The organism is Oceanicola sp. 22II-s10i (genome assembly GCF_002210105.1).
In the GTDB taxonomy this organism is placed as follows: Bacteria; Pseudomonadota; Alphaproteobacteria; order Rhodobacterales; family Rhodobacteraceae; genus Pseudooceanicola.
Genome location: NZ_AQQU01000006.1, coordinates 12,449 through 34,282 on the forward strand (window position 1 = coordinate 12,449; position 21,834 = coordinate 34,282).

The window sequence follows — 21,834 nt, forward strand, 5'->3', positions numbered from 1 at the left end:
TGCTCAGAGCTCCAGGACCTGTTTCGCCACGATGTTCTTCAGGATCTCGCTCGCGCCGCCGAAGATGGTGATCGGCCGCGTGTTCGCCCATCCGTGCGAACCCCAGGTGTCCTGCGGGGCGTCGGCATCCCGGCTCCACGACAGGCCGAGGGGCCCCGAGATATCCATGGCGAGCGCGGAAATGCGGTTCTGGATGTCCGTGCCGCGCAGCTTGAGGTAGCTGGAGATCGCGCCCACATCCTTGCCCGGCTTGAGCGAGGTCAGCATCCGCAGGTTGGTGATCTCGAACCCGGCGAAATCGGCGATGATATCAGCCAGCCTCACCGCGATCATGTCGTCGTCTATCGCCCGGCTGCCGTCCGCGCGCGGCGTCATCGCGATCTCGCGCAGCAGGGCGAGTTCCGCCTTGCTCTGCCCGACATTGGCGATGCCCACACGTTCGTTGCCCAGCAGGAACTTGGCATAGGTCCAGCCCCTGTTTTCCTCGCCCACCAGAAGTTCGGCCGGGACGCGGACGTTCTCCAAGAAGACCTCGTTGATGTGGTGATGGCCATCGATCGTCTCGATCGGGCGAACGGTCAGGCCCTCGGAGTCCATCGGGATCAGCAGCATCGAGATGCCCTTCTGCGGCCCGTCCGCATCGGGGTCGGTGCGGACCAGGGCGAACATCCAGTCCGCCTTGTGACCAAAGGTGTTCCAGGTCTTCTGCCCATTGACGACGAAGTGGTCGCCATCCCGCACGGCCCTGGTCCGCAGGCTGGCCAGGTCCGAGCCCGCCCCCGGCTCGGAGAAGCCCTGGCACCAGAACTCCTCGCCCGACAGGATGGGCGGCAGGAACCTCTCCTGCTGTTCTTTCGAGCCGAAGGTCATGAGGACCGGGGCCAGCATCTTCAGGCCGAACGGACGCAGACGCGGGGCGCCCGCGCGCATCGCCTCTTCTTCGAAGATGTATTGCTGGACCGGCGTCCATTCACAGCCGCCATGCGATTTCGGCCAGCCCGGCGCGATCCATCCCTTGCGGGCCAGGATGCGGTGCCATTCCATCGCCTGGTCGAAATCGTGGCGCTGAAACCCGGTATAGGTCTGCCGCATCGAGGCGGGCAGCTCTGCATCGAGAAAGGTTTTCACCCCGGCGCGGAAGGCGTCTTCCTCGGCCGTGAACGTCAGGTCCATGGCGACCTCCTCTTGTCATGATCGAACGACGGGCGGCAGCCTGGCCGCCGCCCGCGGGCATCAGGCGGCGTAGAAGCTCTCGCCCTTCTCGGCCATCTGACGCAGCAGCGCCGGCGGCTCGAAGCGCTGCCCGTACTTCTTCGCCATCTCTTCGCACTCGGCGATGAAAGTCGGCAGGCCGACCGAGTGGATCTGGCTGATCGCCCCGCCGCGATGCATCGGGAAGCCCCAGCCGAGGATCGACCCGATGTCCGCGTCACGCGGATCGGTCAGAACGCCCTCTTCCATGCAGTGCACCGCTTCGAGCGACTGGATGTAGGCGATCCGCTTGACGCATTCCGCCAGCTCCGGCTGCTGATCGGCGCGGGGATAGTAGTCCTCGATGCCCGGCCACAGCGACTTGGTCCCGTCCTCGGCATAATTGTAGAACCCGCCACCATGCTTGCGGCCCTTGCGCCCGGCCTTTTCGACCATGGTAAAGATCACGTCGTGCCCCGGATCGGGCTCGTAAGCATTGCCCAGGTCGGTCATGGTCTGCTTGCGAACCTTGTAGCCAAGTTCCTGCGACACCTCGTCCTGCACCGTCAGCGGGCCGACCGGCATGCCGACCTGCCTGGCCGCGTTCTCGACCAGTGCCGGGTTGATCCCCTCGCTGACCATGGCCAGACCTTCGGCCACGAAGCTGCGGAACCCGCGCGTCGCGTAGAAGCCGCGGCTGTCGTTGACGACGACAGGCACCTTGCGGATGGCGGCCACGTAGTCGAGCGAATGGGCCAGGGTTTCGGGCGAGGTCTCCTTGCCGACGATCACCTCGACCAGCTGCATCTTGTCGACGGGCGAGAAGAAATGCAGGCCGATGAACCGTGTGGCGTCGCGGCTGGCTTCGGCGAGGCCGGTGATCGGCAGGGTGGAGGTGTTTGACGACATGATCGCCCCCTCGCCCAGCACCGCCTCGGCCTTCCTGGTGACGTCGGCTTTCAGGCCACGATCCTCGAACACCGCCTCGATCACCAGGTCACAGCCGGCAAGCGTCGCGTAGTCGTCGGTCGGGGTGATCCGCGCCAGCAGGGCGTCCTTCTGCGCTTCGGTCTTGCGGCCCTTCCTGATCTGGCCGTCCATCACCTTGGCCGAATAGGCCTTGCCCTTTTCGGCCGCCGCCATGTCACGGTCCAGCAGCACCACGTCGATCCCGGCCGCGGCCGTGGAATAGGCGATCCCCGCGCCCATCATGCCCGCGCCCAGCACCCCGACCTTGGTGAAGGTCTTGGTCTCGAACCCTTCGGGCCGCATCCCCAGCTTGCGGGCGTTCTGCATCGAAAAGAACCCGGTGCGGATCGTGTTCTTGGCTTCGGGCGTCACCACCGTCGCCGCGAAGTAGCGCCGTTCGATCAGCAGGGCCGTGTCGATGTCGACCTTGGAGCCATGATAGATGCAGGACAGGATGTTCCGCAGACCCGGCTGGTTGTCCAGGGTCCGGCCATGCAGCGCCGCGATCTGGGGCGCGAAGAAGGTCGTGTCCATCTTGATGTCCGACGCGCCGGCGGGGAACGTGAACCCGCGTTCATCCCAGGGCTGCACGCTGCGGGCGCGACCTTCGAGGATCATCGCCTTGGCGGCGTCGATCAGCCCGGCCTCGGGCACGATCGCGTCGAGGATGCCCAGTTTCAGCGCCTCGTCGGCCGACATCGCCTTGCCCGTCAGGATCAGCGGCGTGGCCGGCTTGATCCCGATCAGGCGCGGCAGACGCTGCGTGCCACCGGCACCGGGCAACAGGCCGAGCGTCGCCTCGGGCAGGCCAAGCTTGATGCCGGCATTGTCGGAGGCGATGCGGTTGTGCAGGCCGAGGCAGATCTCCAGCCCGCCGCCGAGCGCGGCACCGTTGATCGCGGCGACGAAGGGCTTGCCGCCCTTCTCGATCCGGCGCATCCCGGCGTTCACGATGTGGCCGCGCTCCATCACGTCGAGGATGTCATCGACCGCCAGCAGGCTTTCCAGGTCACCCCCGGCGATGAAATCCTTCTTGGCCGAGGCCACCACGACACCCTTCACGGCGTCATCCGCGATGGCCTTGTTAGCGACTTCGAACCACGCGGCAAAGGTCGCGGGGTTCAGCACGTTGGCGGCCCGGTCAGGCTGGTTCCAGACGATCGTTGCGATGCCGTTCGCATCCACGGAATAATCGAACATTCTGCTTTTCCTCTCCTGGATGCGGCGCGTCAGACGCGCTCGATGATGGTGGCGGTGCCCATGCCCTGCGCGACGCAGAGCGTGATGAGAGCCGTGGATTTGCCGGTGCGCTCAAGCTCGTCCAGCACGGTGCCCAGGAGCATTGCGCCGGTCGCGCCAAGCGGGTGCCCCATGGCGATGGCGCCACCGTTCACATTGGTGTTCGACGCATCGGTGCCCATGGCCTCCATGAAGCGCAGCACCACCGAGGCGAAGGCCTCGTTGACTTCCCAGAGGTCGATGTCTGCGGCCGTCATCCCGGCACGCTTCAGAGCCTTCTCGGCGGCGTAGGACGGGCCGGTCAGCATGATCGTCGGTTCCGAGCCGACCGAGGCAAAGGCCCTGATCCGTGCCCGCGGCTTCAGGGAAGCGGCCTCGCCCGCCTCTTTCGACCCGATCAGGACGGCCGCCGCGCCATCCACGATGCCCGACGCGTTGCCGGCGTGGTGCACGTGGTTGATCGAGGCGAGCTCGGGATACTTGCGCAGGACGATATTGTCGTAGCCCGCCTTCTTGCCCATGACGGCAAAAGCCGGGTCGATCGAGGCCAGCGACTGCATCGTTGTCTGGGGCCGCATGTGTTCGTCGCGGTCCAGCACCTTGATCCCGTGCATGTCATGAACCGGAATCACGGAGTTGGCGAACCGGCCCTCGTCCCAGGCGGTCTTGGCGCGCTTCTGGCTTTCCAGGGCAAGGCTGTCCACATCCGTCCGGGAATAGCCCCAGATCGTCGCGATCGTGTCGGCCCCGATCCCCTGCGGGGCGTAATGCAGATCCGTCGCAACATCCGGGTCGGTCGTCCATGGGCCGCCGCTGGATCCCATCGGGATGCGCGACATGCTCTCGACGCCGCCACCGATCGAGAAATCTGCCTGCCCCGACATGACCTGCGCCGCCGCCAGGTTGCACGCTTCCAGACCCGAGGCGCAGAAGCGGTTGATCTGTGTGCCGGGCACCGTTTCGGCATAGCCCGCCCGCAGCGCGGAAACCCGCGCGATGTCGGCGCCCTGTTCACCCAAGGGGGCGACGCAGCCCATGACGACATCGTCGACAAGCGCCGTGTCCAGCGCGTTCCGGTCCCGGATCGCGTTCAGCGCGGTCACGGTCAGGTCGATCGGGGGAATGCTGTTCAGTCCACCACCGGCGCGTCCCTTGCCACGCGGGGTTCGGACGGCGTCATAGATGAAGGCTTCAGGCATGGTGATCTCGCTCCCTATCTCGTGCCAACGCGACTCGCCAAAACGGAGATCACGTGCTCGATATTTTTAATACGTATGCATTTCTCCACAGTAAAGCCTCCATCACATTTCACGCCCCAATTGGCAGGTCAGGGCCCGTTCCGGTTGGATGAATACGCGGAACGGACCGGAGTCTCGGCGGCTCGTCGCGGTTGCCAAGTCGAAATGCGCAGGCTAATGATGTATCTGCATTACTATTCTGATGCGGAATTTGCAGGGCAGAATGGCTGGACAGAAACGCGTTGGCCGCGCCGAGACGGCGCGGGAGAAGATCCTCGAAACGGCCGAGCAGCTCTACGCGCTGCACGGTATCGACGCCGTGTCGATCCGGCAGATCAACCAGGAAGCCGGGCAGAAGAACGGATCCGCCGTTCACTATCACTTCGGCTCCCGTGAAGGTCTGATCGAGGCAATTTTCGAACACCGCGTGGGCCCCGGCAACGAACGGCGCCTGCTGCTGCTGGATCGTCTTAAGGAAGCGTCTGCGGATCACCTGCCCGGCCTGCGTGGCATAGCCGAGGCAATGGTGCGCCCGCTCTTCGACGGGATCGCGGCCGGCGCCACGTCCTATTCGCGCCGGTTCTTCAAACAGGTGCACATGCAGCACAACCTCATGGACAAGCTGCTGTCGCACAAGCACGACCTCGGCCTGCGCGAGTGCTTCCGCCTCATCCGGTGGAGCCACCCGGACGTGCCCACGCCGATCCTCTATCACCGCTATATCCACGCCAATGCCATCATGGTCGACAGCGCCGCGAACCTCGAAGAGCGCAACGACCTCGACGCGGCCTCGCTCAACCAGCAGCGCATCGACCTGCACATCGAATGTTGCATCGACAGCGTTTCAGGCGTGTTCGAAGCACCGATTTCCGAGGCTGCCATGTCCCTGGTCGGAGATCACAAGAAAGCGTCCGACGCGCTCGAGCGCATGCGGTCCCGCGCCTCGATCTGAACCGCGCGTCGCTCAGACCTGACGCGACCGGCCGTCCCAATGCGGGGCCCGGAGCGCTTTCTTGTCGACCTTGCCCAAAGGCGAGAGCGGCAGCGCATCGACGAAGGCGAAGGTCCTGGGCCGCAGGACAGATCCCTTCCGCGCTTTCACGAAGGCGCCGAGTTCATCCGCATCACCCGCATACCCCGCCGCGAGGACGACATAGGCAAAGACGGCCTCGCCCCACTTGGCATCGGGCACCCCGATGACGGCCGCCTGTGACACGGACGGATGTGCCATCAGGACATTCTCGACCTCTTTCGGGTAGACGTTGAAGCCGCCCGTGACGATCATGTCCTTCTTGCGGTCCACGATGGTCAACCGGCCATCCGCATTGCGCACGGCCACATCGCCGGTGTGAAGCCAGTTGCCCTCGAACGCAGCCGCGGTTTCCTCGGGTCGATCCAGGTAATGCGCCATGACGTTCGGACCACGGACGCAGATCTCTCCCGGCACTCCCTCCGGCACCTCGACACAATCGGCATCCAGAAGCGCCACGCTGACGCCATGCGCCGGAAATCCGCAGGCTTCCAGATCGGCGGGGCGGGTCACGTCATGGGCGGCGCGCGGCAGGTAGGCGATCGGGTAGCACTCGGTCTGGCCGTAGACCTGGGCAAAGACCGGACCGAACCTCTCGATCCCCTGTGCAAGCCGGGTCGGGCTCATCGGGGACGCGCCGTAGAGCAGAAGCTCCAGCGAACTCAGATCGCGTTCGGCGATCTCCGGGTGATCAAGCAGGGCGTAGATCATGGTGGGCACCAGCAGGATCATGTTGATCCGCTTCTCCTCGATCATCGCCAGGCACCGGCCCGCGTCGAACCCCTTGTCCAGAAAGACCGTGCCGCCCTTCATCAGGACCGGGATGATCTTGGTCCCGGCCACGTGACTGATCGGCGCGGCTGGCAGGTAGCGCGGATGCTCCGGCAGTTCGAAGCTGCCCAGAATGGTGGTGGCCATGTGCCCGAGCGCACCCGCATAGCGCACCACCGCCTTGGGTCGTCCGGTTGTCCCTCCGGTGAAATTGATCGCAGCCGGTTGCATCGGATCGCTCAGATCGACCGGCTGCGCATCATCGACCGCGGCCGCCAGCGTCAGCAGGTCTGTCGCTGCGTCACCGCCGAATGTCAGGTGCTGAGCCTGCGGAACAGCCTCGGCCAGTTCCGCGGCGCGCGAAGCGGGACCGCCCGTGTCCGCGATCACCCATTTCGCGCCGAGTTCTTCGATCTGCGCGACATGGCTTTCCAGCGACCCGAGAGGGTGCAGCATGCTGATCGCGCCACCAAGCCCCTGCACGGCGATCACAAGGCACCAGCTCTCCGGCCGGTTTGTGGAGAGGATGACGACCCGGCTGCCCTGCCCGACACCCCGGTCGCGCAGCAGGGACTGGAACGCCCCGATGAGACCGGCGACCTCGGCGTATGTCAGGGTCCTGCCGTCCCAGTCAAAGGCGACACGATCCGCGTAGCGCGCAAGGGCTCTGAGCGTCAAACTCACCCCGGTCGGTCCGGCGTGGACCTCGGAAAATGCAGCCTCCGCCATTCGGCCCCTCCTCCGGTCGCCAAGGAAACGCGCGTGCTGGTTTCGTGCGCTCAGATGACGCCGTCTTCGCGCAGCTTGTCCAGCGCCGCATCATCCAGCCCGAACGCGCCGTAGACCTCGGAATTGTGCTCCCCCGTGTCGGGCCCGGTGCGGGGCACGGCATTGGTGCGGCCGGGCACGCGGGGCACCACGCAAGGCGCGGGCAGCGTGCCGTAATCGGGATCGGGAAGACGGATGATCGCCTCACGGTCCTGGTAATGCGGGTCCGCCTCGATATCCTCGATGGTGAAGACCTTGGTGAAGGGCACGCCGGCCGCCGTGAGCCGCTCCTCGATCTCGGCATAGCCGTGTGCGGCGAACCATTCGGCCAGGGCCCCGTCCAGTTCCTCGATATTCTGAACGCGCGACGGATTGGTCTGGAACCTCTGATCGTCCAGCCAGTCCTCCCGGTCCAGTGCCTTGCACAGCCGGGCAAAGATCGCGTTGGAGGACGCGACAAGCGTGAACCAGGCCCCTTCGCTGCTGGCGTACATGTTGGAGGGCGCGGTATAGCTCGTCCGGTTGCCGGCCGGCATGCGGACAAGGTCGTTCTGCTCATGCTCCACCGGCAGGAAATCCAGCAGCCGGAACAGGGCTTCGGTCGCGGCCAGATCGACCTCGACCCCCTTGGACGATGGATCACCGCGCAGGCGGGCCATCTCGGAGGCGATGGAGAAGGCGCAGAAGACACCGGCCACCGCGTCACCGATCGGGAAGTTGCTGTGCAGCGGGCGCCCGCCCAGTTCTCCGGTCAGGTTGGTCAGACCGCTCATCGCCTCGAAGATCCGGGCGTAGCCGGGCCGTTTCGCATAGGGGCCGGTCTGTCCGAAGCCGGTCAGCCGCACGACGATGAGCCGCGGGTTCACCCGATGCAGCGTCTCGAGGTCCAGCCCCCACTTGTCCATCGTGCCCGAGCGGAAGTTCTCGACGAGCACGTCGAACTCGGGCAGCATCCGCAGGAAGAGGTCCCGCCCCTCCGGTTTGCGGACGTCGAGGGAAATCCCCTTCTTTCCCCGGTTCGCGACCTTCCACCACAGGGCCTTGCCATCCTTGACCGGGGACAGGCCGCGCAGGGCGTCGCTGCCATCCGGCAGCTCCAGTTTGACGACCTCGGCCCCGTGATCCGCGCAGAGCGTCGCACCCAGGGGCGCGGCCAGAACGGTTGCCATGTCCAGAATGCGCACGCCGCTCAGCGCGCCTGTGTCTTTTGTCGAGGGTGTGGAAGTCATGGAAGCCCTTCGCGGATCTTGAGGTGTTTCGGGTGAGGCAGTGATCCGTCGCCCTCCGCCACAATTCAAGCATGCGTTTCGCATAGCGAAATGATATGGACATGACGTGACCGGCGGCGACCGGACATTGCAGGGAAGGCGACGCCATGAGATCGACACGACCGGACCAGATCGGTCAGATCCCGCTGCCCGGCTTCGTCCAGCCCCATGACCTGGCTGAAGATCGGCAATTCGCGATGACCCTCGCCCGCGGGATGGAGGTGCTGCGCGCCTTTACGCCCGCGGAAACCTTTCTGGCCAATCGCGAGATCGCCGACCGCACCGGCCTGCCGCGACCGACCATTTCGCGCCTGACCTACACGCTGACCCTGCTGGGTTACCTGAATTACGACCGCACGCTCAGGAAATACCGGCTCGGCCCCGGCCTGTTGTCGCTGTGCCATCCGCTGCTGACCAGCCTGACCGTCCGGCAGACCGCGCGGCATCACATCGTCGACCTCGCCCGCGCCACGGGCTGCACCGTCAACCTCGGCATGCTGGACCGCGCCGGCATCGTCTATATCGACACCGCCCGCGCCACGACCGGCAACCAGCACCTGCCGGATGTCGGCAGCAACCGGCCCCTGCTGAGTTCCTCGATCGGCCGGGCGCTTCTGTTTTCGGCCAGCCCGGAGGATCAGGACATCATCCTGAACCAGCTCAAACTGCTGGACCCCGCGACGTTCGAAACCTGGCGCCCGAGGATCGAGGAAGACCGGCGCAGGTTCGAGCGGGAGGGCTTCACATATTCTCCCGGCGACTGGCAGCCGGAAATCCACGCTGTCGCCGTGCCGGTCAAACTCGCCAAGCGCGACCCGGCCATGGCGATGAACTGCACGCTCAAGGTCTCGCCGGAAAATTCGGGCAGGGCCCTGCTGGAAGACGTCGCGCAAAAGCTGAAGGACACCGCCCGGCAGATTGAAGCCGCCTATCGGGCTTCGGGTCCCCAATAATGCAAATCCGATCACGAGATCTGCAAGCAGAAGTCATTGCCTGCAACCACCGGGCGACGTAGGCAGCGCCACCGATGATGACGCGGGCGATATCGGAGCACCATGACGCCGGCGCCCGAGAAACCGGGTCCTGATCCAAAGCGTCGTCCCGCAGACGCACGAAGAAGACCATGCCACGCAATCCGTCGACCCGCATGAGACAGCACGCCTTCGCCCGACGCATGATGCCGCCCTGGGCGCGGTACGTGACCCCGGCGACGCTGCGCGGCGATTTCGCGGCGGGGCTCACCGGCGCGGCCGTCGTCCTGCCACAGGGCGTCGCGTTCGCGGCCATCGCGGGCCTCCCCCCGGAATACGGCCTATACACCGCAATGGTCACGCCCATCGTCGCCGCGATTTTCGGCTCCTCCATGGTCATGGTGTCGGGTCCGGCCACCGCGATCTGCGCCGTGGTCTTCGCCGCCCTCGCGCCTTTGGCGGAACCGGGTTCCGCCAGCTACATCTCGATGGCGATCACCCTGGCCCTGCTGACCGGTGCCTGCCAGTTGGTGTTCGGACTGGTCAACGCCGGCAAGCTGGCCGCCTTCGTCTCGCATTCCGTCATGCTGGGGTTCACGGCCGCCGCCGCCGTTCTGATCGGGGTCAGCCAGTTGCGCGGGGCCCTCGGGGTCGACGCGGAAGGCGGGGGGACGGTCGTGGAACGACTGGCGCGGCTCGGAGCCGCCGCGCGCGACGGCATATCGCCCCATGCGCTCGCGGTGGCGGGCTTCACGATGGCCGTCGCCCTGCTGTGCCCGAAACTGCACCGCAGGTTGCCCGCCTACCTCATCGCGCTGATCGCGGGCACCGCCTTTGCCCAACTGACATTCGACGACCTCGATACGGTGGGCGCCCTGCCCTCCGTCCTGCCCGCCTTCTCTCCAGTCCTGCCGTCGGTCGACGAGATCTTCCTGCTGTCGGAAAGCGCGATCGCCATCGCCCTTATCGGCCTGCTCGAGGCGATCACCATCGGTCGCGCCTTCGCCCCCCGCACCGACATGCCGTTTTCCGCCAATCGCGAGATCATCGGCCAGGGGCTGTCCAATGTCATCGGCTCGGCCTTCCAGGCCTTTCCCGGCTCGGGCTCGTTCACTCGGTCCGGCCTGAACTACGAATCCGGCGCGCGAACACCCGTTGCCGCGATCGTCGCCTCCTTCGCCCTGATCGCCCTGCTGTTCCTCATCGCGCCCTTCGTGGCCGTGATCCCGATTGCCGCCGTCTCCGGGCTGATCCTCGTGGTCGCGGCCCGGCTGATCCGGGCCGAGGAGATCCGCCACATCATGCGCACCAGCCGCAGCGATGCCGTGATCCTGTTCGTGACCTTCGGCATGGGCATCCTCGTGGACCTCGAATTCGCGATCCTTGCGGGTGTCACCATCTCGCTCGCGCATTTCATCCACCGCACCATGCAGCCACGGTTTGCCATCGGCGCCCCCGATCCCTCGCTGGTCCAGCGCACCTTCCGCAATGCCGAGAATTTCAACCTGCCCGAATGCCCGCAGATGCTGGTCTGCCGGTTCGATGGCCCGCTCTACTTCGGGTCCGCCGAGATGCTGCGGGCCGAGTTCCGGCGGATCGCCGAGGAACGACCGCGGCAGAAGGTGATCCTGATCACCATGAAAGGCGTGAACGACATCGACCTGGCCGGGACAGAAGCCATCGCGGACGAGACGCGGCGCAGGCGCAGGCTGGGCGGGGACCTCTACCTCGTCGCGCGCTCGCAGCCCTTCATAAACAGGCTCAGACGGCTCGGCCTGCTGTCCGTGATCGGCGAGGACCATATCTTTCCGGACAAGCATTTCGCCGTCGCGCAGATCGTGCCGATGCTCGACCCCGAGGTGTGCCGGAGATGCGAGGCGCGGATCTTCCACGAATGCGCCAGGGCGCCCGGTGCAGACCCGGACTGACGCCGATCACGTCTCTCTGAATTCGCCGGGGCTGTGTCCGGTCCATTTCACGAAGGCCCGGTAGAATGCACTGGTCTCCGCGTAACCGGTTTCGGCGGCCACCTCGGCGACCGACAACGCGCCCTCGCGGAGCAACGCCTGCGCCCGCGCGTTGCGCAGTTCGTCCTTGATCGACAGGAAGCTCTGCCCTTCCTCGCGCAGCTGACGGCGCAGCGTCGCGGGGGACATGTTCAGCCGCCGCGCCATCGTCTCGAACCGGGGCCAGTCGCCGAACGGCTCGTTCCGCAGCATCGTGCGGATCCGCAGGGCAAGCCCGCCGTCGTGGCTGTAACGCACCAGCAGGTTGGCCGGGGCGGCCCGCAGAAAGCTTCGCAATGCCGCCTGGCTGCGGATCGGTGCCAGGTCCAGGTGCGACGCGGCATAGAGCAGCCGCGTCCGTGGCTGATCGAACCGCACGGGCGCCCCGAAGAAGTCGCGGTAATCCTCGCGGTTCGGCGGCGCGAGGCAGTCGAAATCGACCTGCCGGATCGGGATCCGCCGCCCGACCAGCCAGCAGCAGACCCCGTGCAGGATCAGCCAGTAGGTCCGGTAGGCAAAGGCCGGATGGGCCATAGGGGCCCGCGTCAGAACGATCTGCGCCAGCCCGTCCGACACGACCAGCCGCCCCGCCGGATCATCCAGAACCAGCCGCAGGAAATCCAGCGCCCGGCGCAGCGCCTGTTCAAGGCTGCCGGCATGCAGGATCGCGTGACACAGCAGTTCAAGGCTGCCCGCCCGCATCGGATGGCCGCCCAGCCCGAAGAATTCGTCGTCCAGCGCCTCGGTCGCCCCGCGCCAGAGCGCGCCATATTGCTCCGCCGTCACCGGTTCGTCCCGCACCGCGGCGATCCCCGCGCGCCGCAGCAGGGGCCCGGGGTCGACCCCCTTGCGGGTCAGCGCATCCACGGCGTCGTCGACGAAACCGGGAAGGATCAGATGCGATGCCATGCTGCCTCCTGCCAATGCAAATCCGATCATGAATCATGTCCCCGGACGACATTGAATGCAACGCCCGCCCGAGATAGCCCAGCACATTGTCCGCCACCCCCTCCGATGGAGGTGGCCTGGGAGAGGAGAAGACCCATGGAAATCAAGGACCGCGTCTTTGTCGTGACCGGCGGGGCCTCCGGCCTCGGGGCTGGCGTCGCGCAGATGCTGGTGCAGGACGGCGCCCGCGTGGTGCTGGCCGACATGAACGCCGCAAAGGGTGACGAGGCCGCGACCGCGCTCGGGAATGCCGCCCGCTTTGCCCTTTGCGACGTGACGCAGGAGGGCGACGGCCAGGCCGCGATCAGGACGGCCATCGACGCCTTTGGTCAGCTCGACGGGCTGATCAATTGCGCCGGTGTCGCGCCGGGCGAGAAAATCCTCGGCCGCAACGGGTCGCATGCGCTCGATAGCTTCGCCAGGGCCGTGTCGATCAACCTTGTCGGCACCTTCAACATGCTGCGCCTCGCCGCCGACGCGATCAAGGACAACGCCCCCGGCGAGGACGGAGAGCGTGGCGTGATCGTCAACACCGCCTCCATCGCCGCGCAGGACGGCCAGATCGGCCAGGCCGCCTATGCCTCGTCCAAGGGCGGGGTCGCGTCGCTCACCCTGCCCGCCGCGCGGGAACTGGCGCGCCACGGCATCCGCGTCGTGACCATCGCACCCGGCATCTTCGCCACCCCGATGATGGCCGGCATGCCGCAGGAGGTGCAGGACAGCCTCGGCGCCAGCGTGCCCTTTCCCTCTCGGCTGGGCCACGTCCCGGAATACGCCGCGCTGGCCCGACACATCATCGAGAACCGCATGCTGAACGGAGAGGTGATCCGCATCGACGGCGCCCTCCGCATGGCCCCGAAATAAGGAGACGACAAATGTCGCAACACGATCCCATCGTCATCGCCGGCATGGCCCGCACCCCCATGGGCGGCCTGCAGGGCGACCTGTCCGGCGCGACCGCCAGCGACCTCGGCGCCGCCTCGATCCGCGCGGCCCTCGACCGCGCCGGTGTCAGCCCCGAGGACGCGCAGGAGGTGGTCTTTGGCTGCGTCCTGCCCGCAGGCCAGGGCCAGGCCCCTGCCCGCCAGGCCGCGCTCGGCGCCGGGCTGCCCCTGTCGGCCGGGGCGACCACCGTGAACAAGATGTGCGGCTCGGGCATGAAGGCCGCCATGTTCGCCCATGACCTGCTGGTCGCGGGCAGCGCCGATGTCGCAATCGCCGGCGGGATGGAGAGCATGTCGAATGCCCCCTACCTGCTGCCGAAAATGCGCGCAGGTGCCCGGTTGGGCCATGCCGAGGTCAAGGACCACATGTTCCTCGACGGGCTGGAAGACGCCTATGACAAGGGCCGCCTCATGGGCACATTCGCCGAGGATTGCGCCCAGGCGTTCCAGTTCACCCGCGAGGCGCAGGACGCCTATGCCATCACCTCGCTGGAGCGCGCGCAGAAGGCCATCGCCGACGGCACCTTTGCCGGTGAGATCGCCCCGGTGACGCTGAAGACCCGCAAGGGCGAGGCGCAGGTCGACACCGACGAACAGCCCGGCAAGGCGCGGCCCGACAAGATCCCCTCGCTCAAGCCCGCCTTTCGCGACGGCGGCACGGTGACGGCGGCAAATTCGTCGTCGATCTCGGACGGGGCCGCGGCGCTGGTGTTGATGCGCCTGTCCGAGGCCGAGCGCCGGGGCCTGACGCCGCTGGCCGCGATTCACGGTCACACCACCCATGCCCATGCCCCGAACCTGTTTCCGACCGCTCCGATCGGCGCGATGCGGAAGCTCGAGGAAAAGACCGGCTGGGATCTGAAGGATGTCGACCTGTTCGAGATCAACGAAGCCTTCGCCGTGGTGGCCATGGCCGCGATGCACGATCTCGGGCTGCCGCATGACAAGGTCAACGTGCATGGCGGGGCCTGCGCGCTCGGCCACCCGATCGGCGCTTCGGGGGCGCGCATCCTGGTGACGCTGCTGGCGGCGCTGCAGAAATACGACCTCAAGCGCGGGATGGCCTCGCTCTGCATCGGGGGCGGTGAAGCCACTGCGATGGCCATCGAACGGCTCAACTGAACCGGACCTCCCCCGAAAAGCAAACGCGGCGCCGAGGCGCCGCGTTTTTTCGTTCGACCGGCGAAGGTTACTTCGCTTCCGGCGGGATCAGCTCTTCAGGCACGTCGATCCCATGCTCCTTGTAGTAGCGATAGGCGCCGGCATGCAGCGGGGCGTTCATGTCCTGAAGCGCGTCCTTGGCCTGGATGACGCTCATCCACTGCGCCTCTTCGGTCAGACGCTGGGTGCTTTCGAACACGACCCGCGTGATGTCATAGGCGATCTGTTCGTCGAGGTACTTGTTGGTCCCGATGCCGACCATGGTCTGCACGGTGTTGACCGGTGCATCGTTGACCTGACCATCGCCATAGAGGTCCGGCGCGATCTGCACGATGGACCGGCCCGGTGCCGCGGTCGCCTTGGCCACACCTTCACTGTCGAGCCGGTCATCCGGCACACCCAGAAGGCGGATGTCGCCGAGCGTGGCGAGCTGCATGATGTCCGGCGACGGCACGGAGGTCGGCGAGATATGGACATCGACCTGGCGGTCCTGGAAGGCCTGCATGCCCGAGACCCAGTCCAGCTTGACCCATTCGTAATCCTGGTCGGCGACAAGCCCCGTCCCGCCCTCGATCATGTTGCTGGCGGTCACGGCGGCCGCACCGGCGGGCGGGCCGAGGAAGACCTTCTTGCCCTTGATGTCATCGAGCGTCTCGATGCCGCTGTCGGCCCAGGTCACGATCTGGTAGGCGCCCAGCGGATAGTTCAGCAGCAGCCGCACGTTGCCGAAGAGCTCTTTCGCCTCGGGCATCTCGGCATACATGTTGGAGCCGGTCTTCATCATCTGCTGCACCGCGGACGACCCGGTCCAGAGCTCGATGTCGCCCTTGGACGCGTCGAGGATCTGGCGCGTGATCGGCCGGCCCGTGGTGATCTGGAAATCGAGGTCCAGTTCCTCGCGCAGGATCTCGGTGATCGCGATGGTGAACACCGTGTCACCGGACGCCTGGCCCATCGTGTGCCAGCGCAGCGTGTCCTGCGCCGTGGCGGCCGTCCCGCCAAGGGCCATCACCGCGGCGGTGGCCGCTCCGGCCAGTTTCGTGAACATCTTCATTCTCAGTCCTCCCTTTGATTAAGATTCAACTTGTGTTTTGGCTCCGGCATGCGCGCCGGTGTCCTTGCCGCGCCGCACGAGCACGCTGTCGGCGATCACGAGCACGGCGCAGATCGCCGTGACCTCGGCCCCGTGGAACCGCGAGACGAAGGCCACGATCGGCGCCAGCCCCAGCACGACCCGGATCAGCCTGCGGCCCATCCCGAGGTGCCGCGCATCGAACCCGGCCGCTGCCGTCGACAGCGCCCAGAGCGATGTCGTCAGGGCGGCCACGCCGATCCAGAACCGGGGCCAGGCGAAGCTTTCCGTCACCAGCAGCAGGCTGGGCTCCATCACGAAGACGAAGGGGATGATGAAACCGACGAAGGCCAGCCGCAGCGCGGAGATGGCGGTGCCGATCGGGTGCGAGCCCGAGATCGGCGCGGCGGCAAAGATCGCGACCGCGACCGGCGGCGTGATCGCCGACAGCACCCCGAAGTAGAAGACGAACAGGTGCACGGCCAGTGGGTCGATCCCCAGCTGGCGCAGCGAGCGTCCCATCACCAGCACGATGATCAGGTAGGCTGGCAGGGTCGGCATCCCCATCCCCAGGAGCAGGCAGGTCAGCGCCGTCAGCAGCAATGCCAGGAACAGGCTGTCCTTGCCGAGCGACGCGACGTTCGACGCAAAGGCCAGACCGACGCCCGTCAGGTTCAGCACGCCCAGCACGACCCCGATGGCCGCAACGGCCACGATGATTGTCGCACCGGACCGGCCTCCGACCGCGACCGCGCGCAGCAGGGACAGCGGTTGGCGGCGCAGGTCCGGGTTGATCAGCAGCCCGGCGACGACTGCCACCGCGACCGCGTAGAACCCGGCAATCGACGGCGACCGTCCCATGACCAGCACCGTGATGATGGTGATGATCGGCAGGATGAACATCAGGCACTTCACCACCGTTTCGCGGTCGATAGTCTGCCGTTCGGCGCGCGGGATCGGCTGGATGCCGGACCGCGCCGCGTCGAGAGAGACGGCCAGGAACAGGCCACCGTAGTAGAAGAGCGCCGGCACCAGTGCGGCCAGGCAGATGGTGAGGTAGTTCATGCCCAGCAGGTCGGACATGAGAAAGGCCGCGGCCCCCATGACGGGCGGCATGATCTGCCCGCCGGTCGATGCCGCCGCCTCGATCGCGCCGGCGGAAGGGCGGCTGAAGCCGCGCTTGATCATCATGGGGATGGTGAATGTCCCGGTGCCCACGACGTTTGCCACCACGCTGCCCGACATCGACCCGAACATTGCCGAGGATACGATGGCCGCATGACCGACCCCGCCCCGCGTGCGCCCGGTCAGGGCGAAGGCGACACGGATCAGCGAGGAGCTCGCCCCCGTGGTTTCGAGGATGACGCCGAAGATGATGTAGATCAGCACGACCTGGATCACGATGCTCAGCGGCGTGCCGAAGACGCCCTGGAAGCCGTACCAGACCATCTCGGTCGTGGCGCTCAGGCTGAAGCCGCTGTGTCCGCCCCAGCTTCGCGGAATATTGTCGCCCAGCAACCCGTAGGCGAGCACGGCAAGAATGAACAGGAAGAGCGGCAGTCCGAACATGCGCCGCGTCGTTTCAAGCACGACGAACACGCCGACAAAGGCGATGGCCACGTCGGTGCTGTCATAGCTGACCAGCATGGTGTTCAGGTTCTCGGCCGCGCTGAGGAAATACCAGATCGACAGGGTCATGGCCCCGATCAGCACCAGGTCAAACAGGTCGCAGACCAGCTTTGCCCCCGTCGACCTTTCGCCGACCGATCTGGAGAGCGGTTCCGCAAGGAGACAGGCCACCACGGATGCCCAGACGATCAGTCCGCGCGTGTAGGTGATGTCGAAAAGGCCTTCGAACGCCGCGTAGATGGTGTGCACCGCAAGCGCGAAACCAATGGCCAGAGAGCCGTAGAGCCGCAGGTTGTCGATGACCCGCGAATGGCTTCCGTCGGTCGTACGGGACTCGGTCATGCTGTGATGGTCCTCCCATGCGCAGCCGCTTTTGCGACTCTCCTCGCGCTGATAAGTCATATGAATTAAAGCACTCGATTTATTCTGTCAACCAGCTTGACAGAGGCCCTAATTCAATAGAATTAATTCATTTGACTGACACCTGAATTGCCAAGGGAGGGGTGATGATGCGTGAGTTCCGGACGAGCTTCTGCGATCTGCTCGGGATAGACCTGCCGATCGGCGGCCTGACCCACAGCGTGGCGGCCAGCGCGGCGATCAGCCAGAGCGGCGGCTTCGGTGTCTATGCCGCCACACGCGATACGCCGGACGAGATCCGCGAAAAGGGCGCGGCCCTGTGCAAGGCCGCAGAGGGCAAGCCGACCGGCATCGACATTCTCCTGCCCAAACTGGACGTCGCGACCAGTGACCGTGCCGCCGTCGAGGCGGCCATTCCCGAATCCCACCGGGACTTCGTCCGGATGCTGGAACAGAAATACGAGGTTCCCCCGGCCACCAGGATGGGGTTCCGCAACCGCCAGGTCCGCTCCGAAGAGCTCTGGGAACACCAGATCGAGGCGGTTCTGGCCTCCGACAGCGAAGTCTTCGCCTGCGGCGTGGGCATCAACGCGGACGTCGTCAAACGGGCCCATGCCGCCGGCAAGATCGCCATGGCCCTCGTCGGCAGCCCCCATCACGCCCGCAAGGCGATCGAGTGCGGTGTCGACCTTCTGGTCGCGCAGGGGGCCGAGGCCGGGGGCCATACCGGCACCATCGGCACCATGGCCCTTGTCCCGCAGGTGGTCGCCGCGGCCGGGAACGTGCCTGTTCTGGCCGCCGGGGGCATCGCGACCGGTCAGCAGCTCGTGGCGTCGCTGGCCCTGGGCGCGCAGGGCATCTGGATGGGCACCCTCTGGCTGACGACCACCGAACACGCGATGCCCGATTTCTACGTCGAACAACTGCTTTCCGCCGGGTCCGGGGACACGGTCGTGACGCGCGGCAGCAGCGGCAAGCCGATGCGGCAGATCCGGACCGCGTGGTCCGACGAATGGAACGCGCCCGACGCACCGAAGCCGCTGAAAATGCCCTACCAGGACATCCTGGTCGGCAGCATCGTCCAGGCGGCCGAGGAACACGGAATCGCCCCGCTGATGCATCAGCCCGCCGGTCAGAGCGTCGCCTGGTGCAGCGAACGCCGCTCCGTCGGGGCCGAGATCAACCGTATCATGAACGAGGCGGACCGGACCCGGACCGCGCTCTGCCTGAACCTGTGAGGCCCGCCATGAAAGCACTGATCTGCGACGCACACGGCGACCCCGGCAAGCTTCGGGTCGGTGAGACGGAAACGCCTGTTCCGGGCCCCGGCGAGGTTCTGATCGCCGTGGAAGCGACCGCGGTCAGCTTCGTCGACATGCTGATGGTGGCCGACAAGCACCAGGTTCATCACCCGGTGCCGTTCATTCCCGGCATGGAGGTCGCGGGCACCGTCGTTTCCACCGGCCCCGACGTGACGCATCTGCCCGAGGGCACCCGCGTCGGCGCCCTGCTGAAAGACGGTGGCCACGCCCAGTTCGCCCTGGCGAAGGCCTACGAGACCTTCCCGATCCCCGACGAGGTCTCGGCCGCGGGTGCGGCCAGTGTCGTGCTCTGTGGCCTCACCGCCGAACTGGCCCTGACGGAACATGCCCGCCTCTCGGCAGGCGAGAGGCTACTGGTCGGCGGCGCGTCCGGGGCTGTCGGTCAATGCGCGGTCCAGCTGGGCCGGGCCATGGGGGCCCGCGTGCAGGCGGCTGTCAGCGACCGGAGCCGAAGCGATGCGGTTCTGGCAGGTGGCGCGGACGAGGTCCTGGTCTACGAGGACCTTGCCGGGATGGAACGGTCGGAGCGGCCCCGCTGCGACGTGGTGATTGATCCCGTCGGCGGCCCCTTCGGGGAACTCGCCATCGACATGATGGACTGGAGCGGCCGCTACGTGATCGTCGGTTTCGCCGGCGGCAAGGCACCGCCCATCAAGGGCGCGCACCTGCTGATCAAGAACCGTTCGGTCCACGGCATGGTTCTGGGACACTATCGCTGGAACCGGCCCGACCTGCTTGCGGCGTCCGCCCGGCGGCTGTTCTCGGCGGTCGCCGAGGGCCAGCTCGCCATTCCCCACGACATCACCAAAGACCTCGCGTCGATCCCCGAAGCCATCGACGGCATCCGGAACCGGTCGTTGGCGCACCGTGTCGTGGTGACGCCATGACCGCGTGGCCCCGACAGGCGACGTCAGCCCGGTTGCGTGTGCGGGGCTGTCATCGTGCCGAACGTCATGTCGACCAGCAGGGACACGAATTCCTCGAACGGCATGCCGGGCCGGATGCCGCTGATATGCCGCTCGCGTTCCCAGTCCGCGAGCGCGTAGATCACCGACCGAACGGTCATCGAATAGCGCAGGCGCACGGTCCAGTCCGGCAGCTCCGGCAACGCCTCGACGAACAGCCCGCCGAGGTCGCGCAGGGACCGGTCCTCGCGTTTGCGCGACAGGTCGTAGACGTTGATTTCGGACGAGTTGTAGATCGACGCGACGAAGCCCAGGTAGTGGGTGCCCTGCCCGTCCGAACGGAACACCTGCTCGGACAGGGGACCGACCAGCGCTTCGCACAATGCGCGCGGGTCACGGATGCGGCCCTCCATACGGATCGTGTCGAGCACCTCAATGCGTCGTCGGTTCACGTCCGCCATCCGACGTTCGAGGATGGCCGAGATCAGCTCGTCGCGGGACCCGAAATGATAGTGCAGCGCCGAGGCATTGGCCTGCCCGGCTTCCCGGTTGATGCGTCGCAGGGATACGGCCGCTATGCCGTCCTGCGCATAGAGCCGCTCGGCCGTCGTCAGCAGCCGTTCACGGGTCGAAACCTCGGCCTCGGCCCCGGATTTCGTGTCGGATTCCGACGGAGATTGAACGTCCTCGGGCATCGGGCTCCCCACTTGGAAATCTCCGGCCTTCGACCACCGGACCGCATTAAGCACATGAATTAACGGAAACACTGAAAGGACAGCAAGTGGAAAGCAACACGATGACACGCGCCAAGCCGGCAGACGCTTCGCAAACAGTCGACCCCTGGTCGATGGACTTCGAAACCTACCTCGCCACGATCCGCGACTTCACGCAGAACGAGCTTATCCCGGCCGAGGCGGAAACCGAGCGCGACGACGAGATCCCGGAGCGGATCGTCAACCGCATGCGGGAGCTCGGCTTCTGGGCGATTTCCCTGCCGCGGGAATGGGGCGGCCTCGGCTGGACGCAGGAACAGCAGGTCCGCCTGACCTTCGAATTCACCCAGGCCAGCTGTGTCTACCGGTCCCGCTTCTCGACGACCATCGGCCTCGTGTCGCAGCTCATCCTCGAATACGGCACCGAAGAGCAGCGCCAGCACTACCTGCCCCGGATCGCCAGGGGAGAGATCACCGGCTCCTTCACCCTGACCGAGGTCCAGGCGGGATCTGACGCGGGCAACGTGGCCAGCACGGCGCTGAAGGACGGCGACCACTACGTGCTGAACGGCACCAAGCGCTACATCACGAATGGCCCCGATGCCGAGCTTTTCCTGGTCATCGCCAAGGTCGTCGATGCCGACGGCAATGTGCTGGGTGGCCGCAAGGACCCGAGCGTCTTCCTCATCGACAAGGGCACGCCGGGGATCGAAGCCGGGCCCGCCTACGACATGATGGGCCAGCGTGGCAGCCACGTGTCGGACGTCTATCTGAACGATTGCCGCGTCCCCGCCAGCACCCTGCTCGGCGGGGTCGAGGGCGGCGGCCTCAAGAAGGGTCTGCGCGGCATCAACCACGCCCGCACCCACGTTGCGGCGACAGGGGTCGGCCAGGGCATCCGCCTGATGAACGAAGTCCTGAAGTTCGTGAACGAACGCGAACAGTTCGGCCAGCTGATCGGCGAATTCCAGGCGATGCAGGTCCTGATCGGCGAAAGCCGGGCCGAGCTCTCCGCGGCCAGGGCGCTCACCCTCGATGTGGCCCGGCGCTTCTACGAGGATCCGAAGCCGTTCATCGACATCTCGGCGGCCAAGCTCTTCTCGACCGAGATGGTCGGCCGCCTTGCGGACCGTGCCGTGCAGATTTTCGGTGGCCAGGGATACATGACCGAACAGGCCGTCTCGCGCATCTGCCGCGATGTCCGTGTGCTGCGAATATTCGAAGGCACCTCGCAAATCCACCAGACAAACATCGCGAAGTCGATCATCCGGGATGGGGTTCTTAAAGACTTCTGACTATTGAAAGATTTCGCAGAAGCCTGCGGCGCCG

17 protein-coding genes are annotated in these 21,834 nt (G+C 66.2%); 8 read left to right on the plus strand and 9 right to left on the minus strand.

Annotated features, from left to right (window positions below):
• Positions 1-3 precede the first annotated feature (3 nt).
• Genes ATO6_RS15240 through ATO6_RS15250 form a run of 3 tightly spaced genes read right to left on the minus strand, consistent with a single transcriptional unit; the run spans position 4 to position 4,598 of the window.
• Positions 4-1,173 carry an acyl-CoA dehydrogenase family protein gene (locus ATO6_RS15240; RefSeq protein ID WP_088624889.1) on the minus strand — a complete coding sequence of 390 codons (1,170 nt, stop codon included), beginning with the start codon at positions 1,171-1,173 and terminating at the stop codon, positions 4-6.
• A 60-nt stretch (positions 1,174-1,233) separates the two neighbouring features.
• The gene (locus tag ATO6_RS15245; RefSeq protein ID WP_088624890.1) at positions 1,234-3,360 is read right to left on the minus strand and encodes an FAD-dependent oxidoreductase; all 2,127 of its coding nucleotides are present in this window, start codon (positions 3,358-3,360) and stop codon (positions 1,234-1,236) included.
• A 29-nt stretch (positions 3,361-3,389) separates the two neighbouring features.
• On the minus strand, positions 3,390-4,598 hold the full coding sequence (locus ATO6_RS15250) for an acetyl-CoA C-acetyltransferase (protein ID WP_088624891.1): 1,209 nt from the start codon (positions 4,596-4,598) through the stop codon (positions 3,390-3,392).
• A 262-nt stretch (positions 4,599-4,860) separates the two neighbouring features.
• Between ATO6_RS15250 and ATO6_RS15255 the strand changes: the two genes are divergently transcribed.
• Entirely contained in the window at positions 4,861-5,589 is a 729-nt protein-coding gene (locus ATO6_RS15255) for a helix-turn-helix domain-containing protein (RefSeq protein ID WP_176440959.1), read from the plus strand.
• 12 nt (positions 5,590-5,601) lie between these two features.
• Here ATO6_RS15255 and ATO6_RS15260 read toward each other — a convergent pair whose 3' ends face one another.
• Positions 5,602-7,167 carry an AMP-binding protein gene (locus ATO6_RS15260; RefSeq protein WP_088624893.1) on the minus strand — a complete coding sequence of 522 codons (1,566 nt, stop codon included), beginning with the start codon at positions 7,165-7,167 and terminating at the stop codon, positions 5,602-5,604.
• Between the two features lie 50 nt (positions 7,168-7,217).
• Positions 7,218-8,435 (minus strand): CaiB/BaiF CoA-transferase family protein, encoded by a 1,218-nt coding sequence (locus ATO6_RS15265; protein ID WP_088624894.1) that lies wholly within the window; start codon positions 8,433-8,435, stop codon positions 7,218-7,220.
• A gap of 146 nt (positions 8,436-8,581) precedes the next feature.
• Between ATO6_RS15265 and ATO6_RS15270 the strand changes: the two genes are divergently transcribed.
• A complete protein-coding gene (locus tag ATO6_RS15270; RefSeq protein ID WP_217899014.1) occupies positions 8,582-9,427 on the plus strand; it encodes an IclR family transcriptional regulator in 846 nt (281 codons plus the stop codon).
• Between the two features lie 170 nt (positions 9,428-9,597).
• On the plus strand, positions 9,598-11,373 hold the full coding sequence (locus ATO6_RS15275) for a SulP family inorganic anion transporter (protein WP_088624895.1): 1,776 nt from the start codon (positions 9,598-9,600) through the stop codon (positions 11,371-11,373).
• A gap of 6 nt (positions 11,374-11,379) precedes the next feature.
• Here the strand turns inward: ATO6_RS15275 and ATO6_RS15280 are convergent, their stop codons facing one another.
• Positions 11,380-12,360: an AraC family transcriptional regulator gene (locus ATO6_RS15280; protein WP_088624896.1), complete on the minus strand. Its 981-nt coding sequence runs from the start codon at positions 12,358-12,360 to the stop codon at positions 11,380-11,382.
• 135 nt (positions 12,361-12,495) lie between these two features.
• Here ATO6_RS15280 and ATO6_RS15285 point away from each other — a divergent pair, with 135 nt between their 5' ends.
• A complete protein-coding gene (locus ATO6_RS15285; RefSeq protein WP_088624897.1) occupies positions 12,496-13,263 on the plus strand; it encodes a 3-hydroxyacyl-CoA dehydrogenase in 768 nt (255 codons plus the stop codon).
• A gap of 11 nt (positions 13,264-13,274) precedes the next feature.
• A complete protein-coding gene (locus ATO6_RS15290) occupies positions 13,275-14,465 on the plus strand; it encodes an acetyl-CoA C-acyltransferase (RefSeq protein WP_088624898.1) in 1,191 nt (396 codons plus the stop codon).
• A gap of 67 nt (positions 14,466-14,532) precedes the next feature.
• Here the strand turns inward: ATO6_RS15290 and ATO6_RS15295 are convergent, their stop codons facing one another.
• A complete protein-coding gene (locus ATO6_RS15295; protein ID WP_088624899.1) occupies positions 14,533-15,558 on the minus strand; it encodes a TAXI family TRAP transporter solute-binding subunit in 1,026 nt (341 codons plus the stop codon).
• 18 nt (positions 15,559-15,576) lie between these two features.
• Positions 15,577-17,547: a TRAP transporter fused permease subunit gene (locus ATO6_RS15300; RefSeq protein WP_176440961.1), complete on the minus strand. Its 1,971-nt coding sequence runs from the start codon at positions 17,545-17,547 to the stop codon at positions 15,577-15,579.
• Positions 17,548-17,711: 164 nt separating this feature from the next.
• Between ATO6_RS15300 and ATO6_RS15305 the strand changes: the two genes are divergently transcribed.
• On the plus strand, positions 17,712-18,803 hold the full coding sequence (locus ATO6_RS15305; protein WP_088624901.1) for a nitronate monooxygenase family protein: 1,092 nt from the start codon (positions 17,712-17,714) through the stop codon (positions 18,801-18,803).
• 8 nt (positions 18,804-18,811) lie between these two features.
• The gene (locus tag ATO6_RS15310; RefSeq protein ID WP_088624902.1) at positions 18,812-19,774 is read left to right on the plus strand and encodes an NADPH:quinone oxidoreductase family protein; all 963 of its coding nucleotides are present in this window, start codon (positions 18,812-18,814) and stop codon (positions 19,772-19,774) included.
• Between the two features lie 23 nt (positions 19,775-19,797).
• Here the strand turns inward: ATO6_RS15310 and ATO6_RS15315 are convergent, their stop codons facing one another.
• Positions 19,798-20,487, minus strand: coding sequence for a TetR/AcrR family transcriptional regulator (locus tag ATO6_RS15315; RefSeq protein ID WP_088624903.1), 690 nt, complete (start codon positions 20,485-20,487; stop codon positions 19,798-19,800).
• A 101-nt stretch (positions 20,488-20,588) separates the two neighbouring features.
• Here ATO6_RS15315 and ATO6_RS15320 point away from each other — a divergent pair, with 101 nt between their 5' ends.
• Complete coding sequence (locus ATO6_RS15320; protein ID WP_088625181.1) at positions 20,589-21,800, plus strand: acyl-CoA dehydrogenase family protein; 1,212 nt, start codon at positions 20,589-20,591, stop codon at positions 21,798-21,800.
• Positions 21,801-21,834: the final 34 nt, after the last annotated feature.

What these genes read in the sequence shown, in the direction of transcription:
- ATO6_RS15275 (WP_088624895.1), top strand. Translation starts at nt 9,598, where the DNA reads ATGCCACGCAATCCGTCGACCCGCATGAGACAGCACGCCTTCGCCCGA.
- ATO6_RS15265 (WP_088624894.1), bottom strand. Translation starts at nt 8,435, where the DNA reads ATGACTTCCACACCCTCGACAAAAGACACAGGCGCGCTGAGCGGCGTG.
- ATO6_RS15240 (WP_088624889.1), bottom strand. Translation starts at nt 1,173, where the DNA reads ATGGACCTGACGTTCACGGCCGAGGAAGACGCCTTCCGCGCCGGGGTG.
- ATO6_RS15270 (WP_217899014.1), top strand. Translation starts at nt 8,582, where the DNA reads ATGAGATCGACACGACCGGACCAGATCGGTCAGATCCCGCTGCCCGGC.
- ATO6_RS15315 (WP_088624903.1), bottom strand. Translation starts at nt 20,487, where the DNA reads ATGCCCGAGGACGTTCAATCTCCGTCGGAATCCGACACGAAATCCGGG.
- ATO6_RS15250 (WP_088624891.1), bottom strand. Translation starts at nt 4,598, where the DNA reads ATGCCTGAAGCCTTCATCTATGACGCCGTCCGAACCCCGCGTGGCAAG.
- ATO6_RS15300 (WP_176440961.1), bottom strand. Translation starts at nt 17,547, where the DNA reads ATGACCGAGTCCCGTACGACCGACGGAAGCCATTCGCGGGTCATCGAC.
- ATO6_RS15260 (WP_088624893.1), bottom strand. Translation starts at nt 7,167, where the DNA reads ATGGCGGAGGCTGCATTTTCCGAGGTCCACGCCGGACCGACCGGGGTG.
- ATO6_RS15280 (WP_088624896.1), bottom strand. Translation starts at nt 12,360, where the DNA reads ATGGCATCGCATCTGATCCTTCCCGGTTTCGTCGACGACGCCGTGGAT.
- ATO6_RS15310 (WP_088624902.1), top strand. Translation starts at nt 18,812, where the DNA reads ATGAAAGCACTGATCTGCGACGCACACGGCGACCCCGGCAAGCTTCGG.
- ATO6_RS15285 (WP_088624897.1), top strand. Translation starts at nt 12,496, where the DNA reads ATGGAAATCAAGGACCGCGTCTTTGTCGTGACCGGCGGGGCCTCCGGC.
- ATO6_RS15255 (WP_176440959.1), top strand. Translation starts at nt 4,861, where the DNA reads ATGGCTGGACAGAAACGCGTTGGCCGCGCCGAGACGGCGCGGGAGAAG.
- ATO6_RS15290 (WP_088624898.1), top strand. Translation starts at nt 13,275, where the DNA reads ATGTCGCAACACGATCCCATCGTCATCGCCGGCATGGCCCGCACCCCC.
- ATO6_RS15320 (WP_088625181.1), top strand. Translation starts at nt 20,589, where the DNA reads ATGACACGCGCCAAGCCGGCAGACGCTTCGCAAACAGTCGACCCCTGG.
- ATO6_RS15245 (WP_088624890.1), bottom strand. Translation starts at nt 3,360, where the DNA reads ATGTTCGATTATTCCGTGGATGCGAACGGCATCGCAACGATCGTCTGG.
- ATO6_RS15305 (WP_088624901.1), top strand. Translation starts at nt 17,712, where the DNA reads ATGATGCGTGAGTTCCGGACGAGCTTCTGCGATCTGCTCGGGATAGAC.
- ATO6_RS15295 (WP_088624899.1), bottom strand. Translation starts at nt 15,558, where the DNA reads ATGAAGATGTTCACGAAACTGGCCGGAGCGGCCACCGCCGCGGTGATG.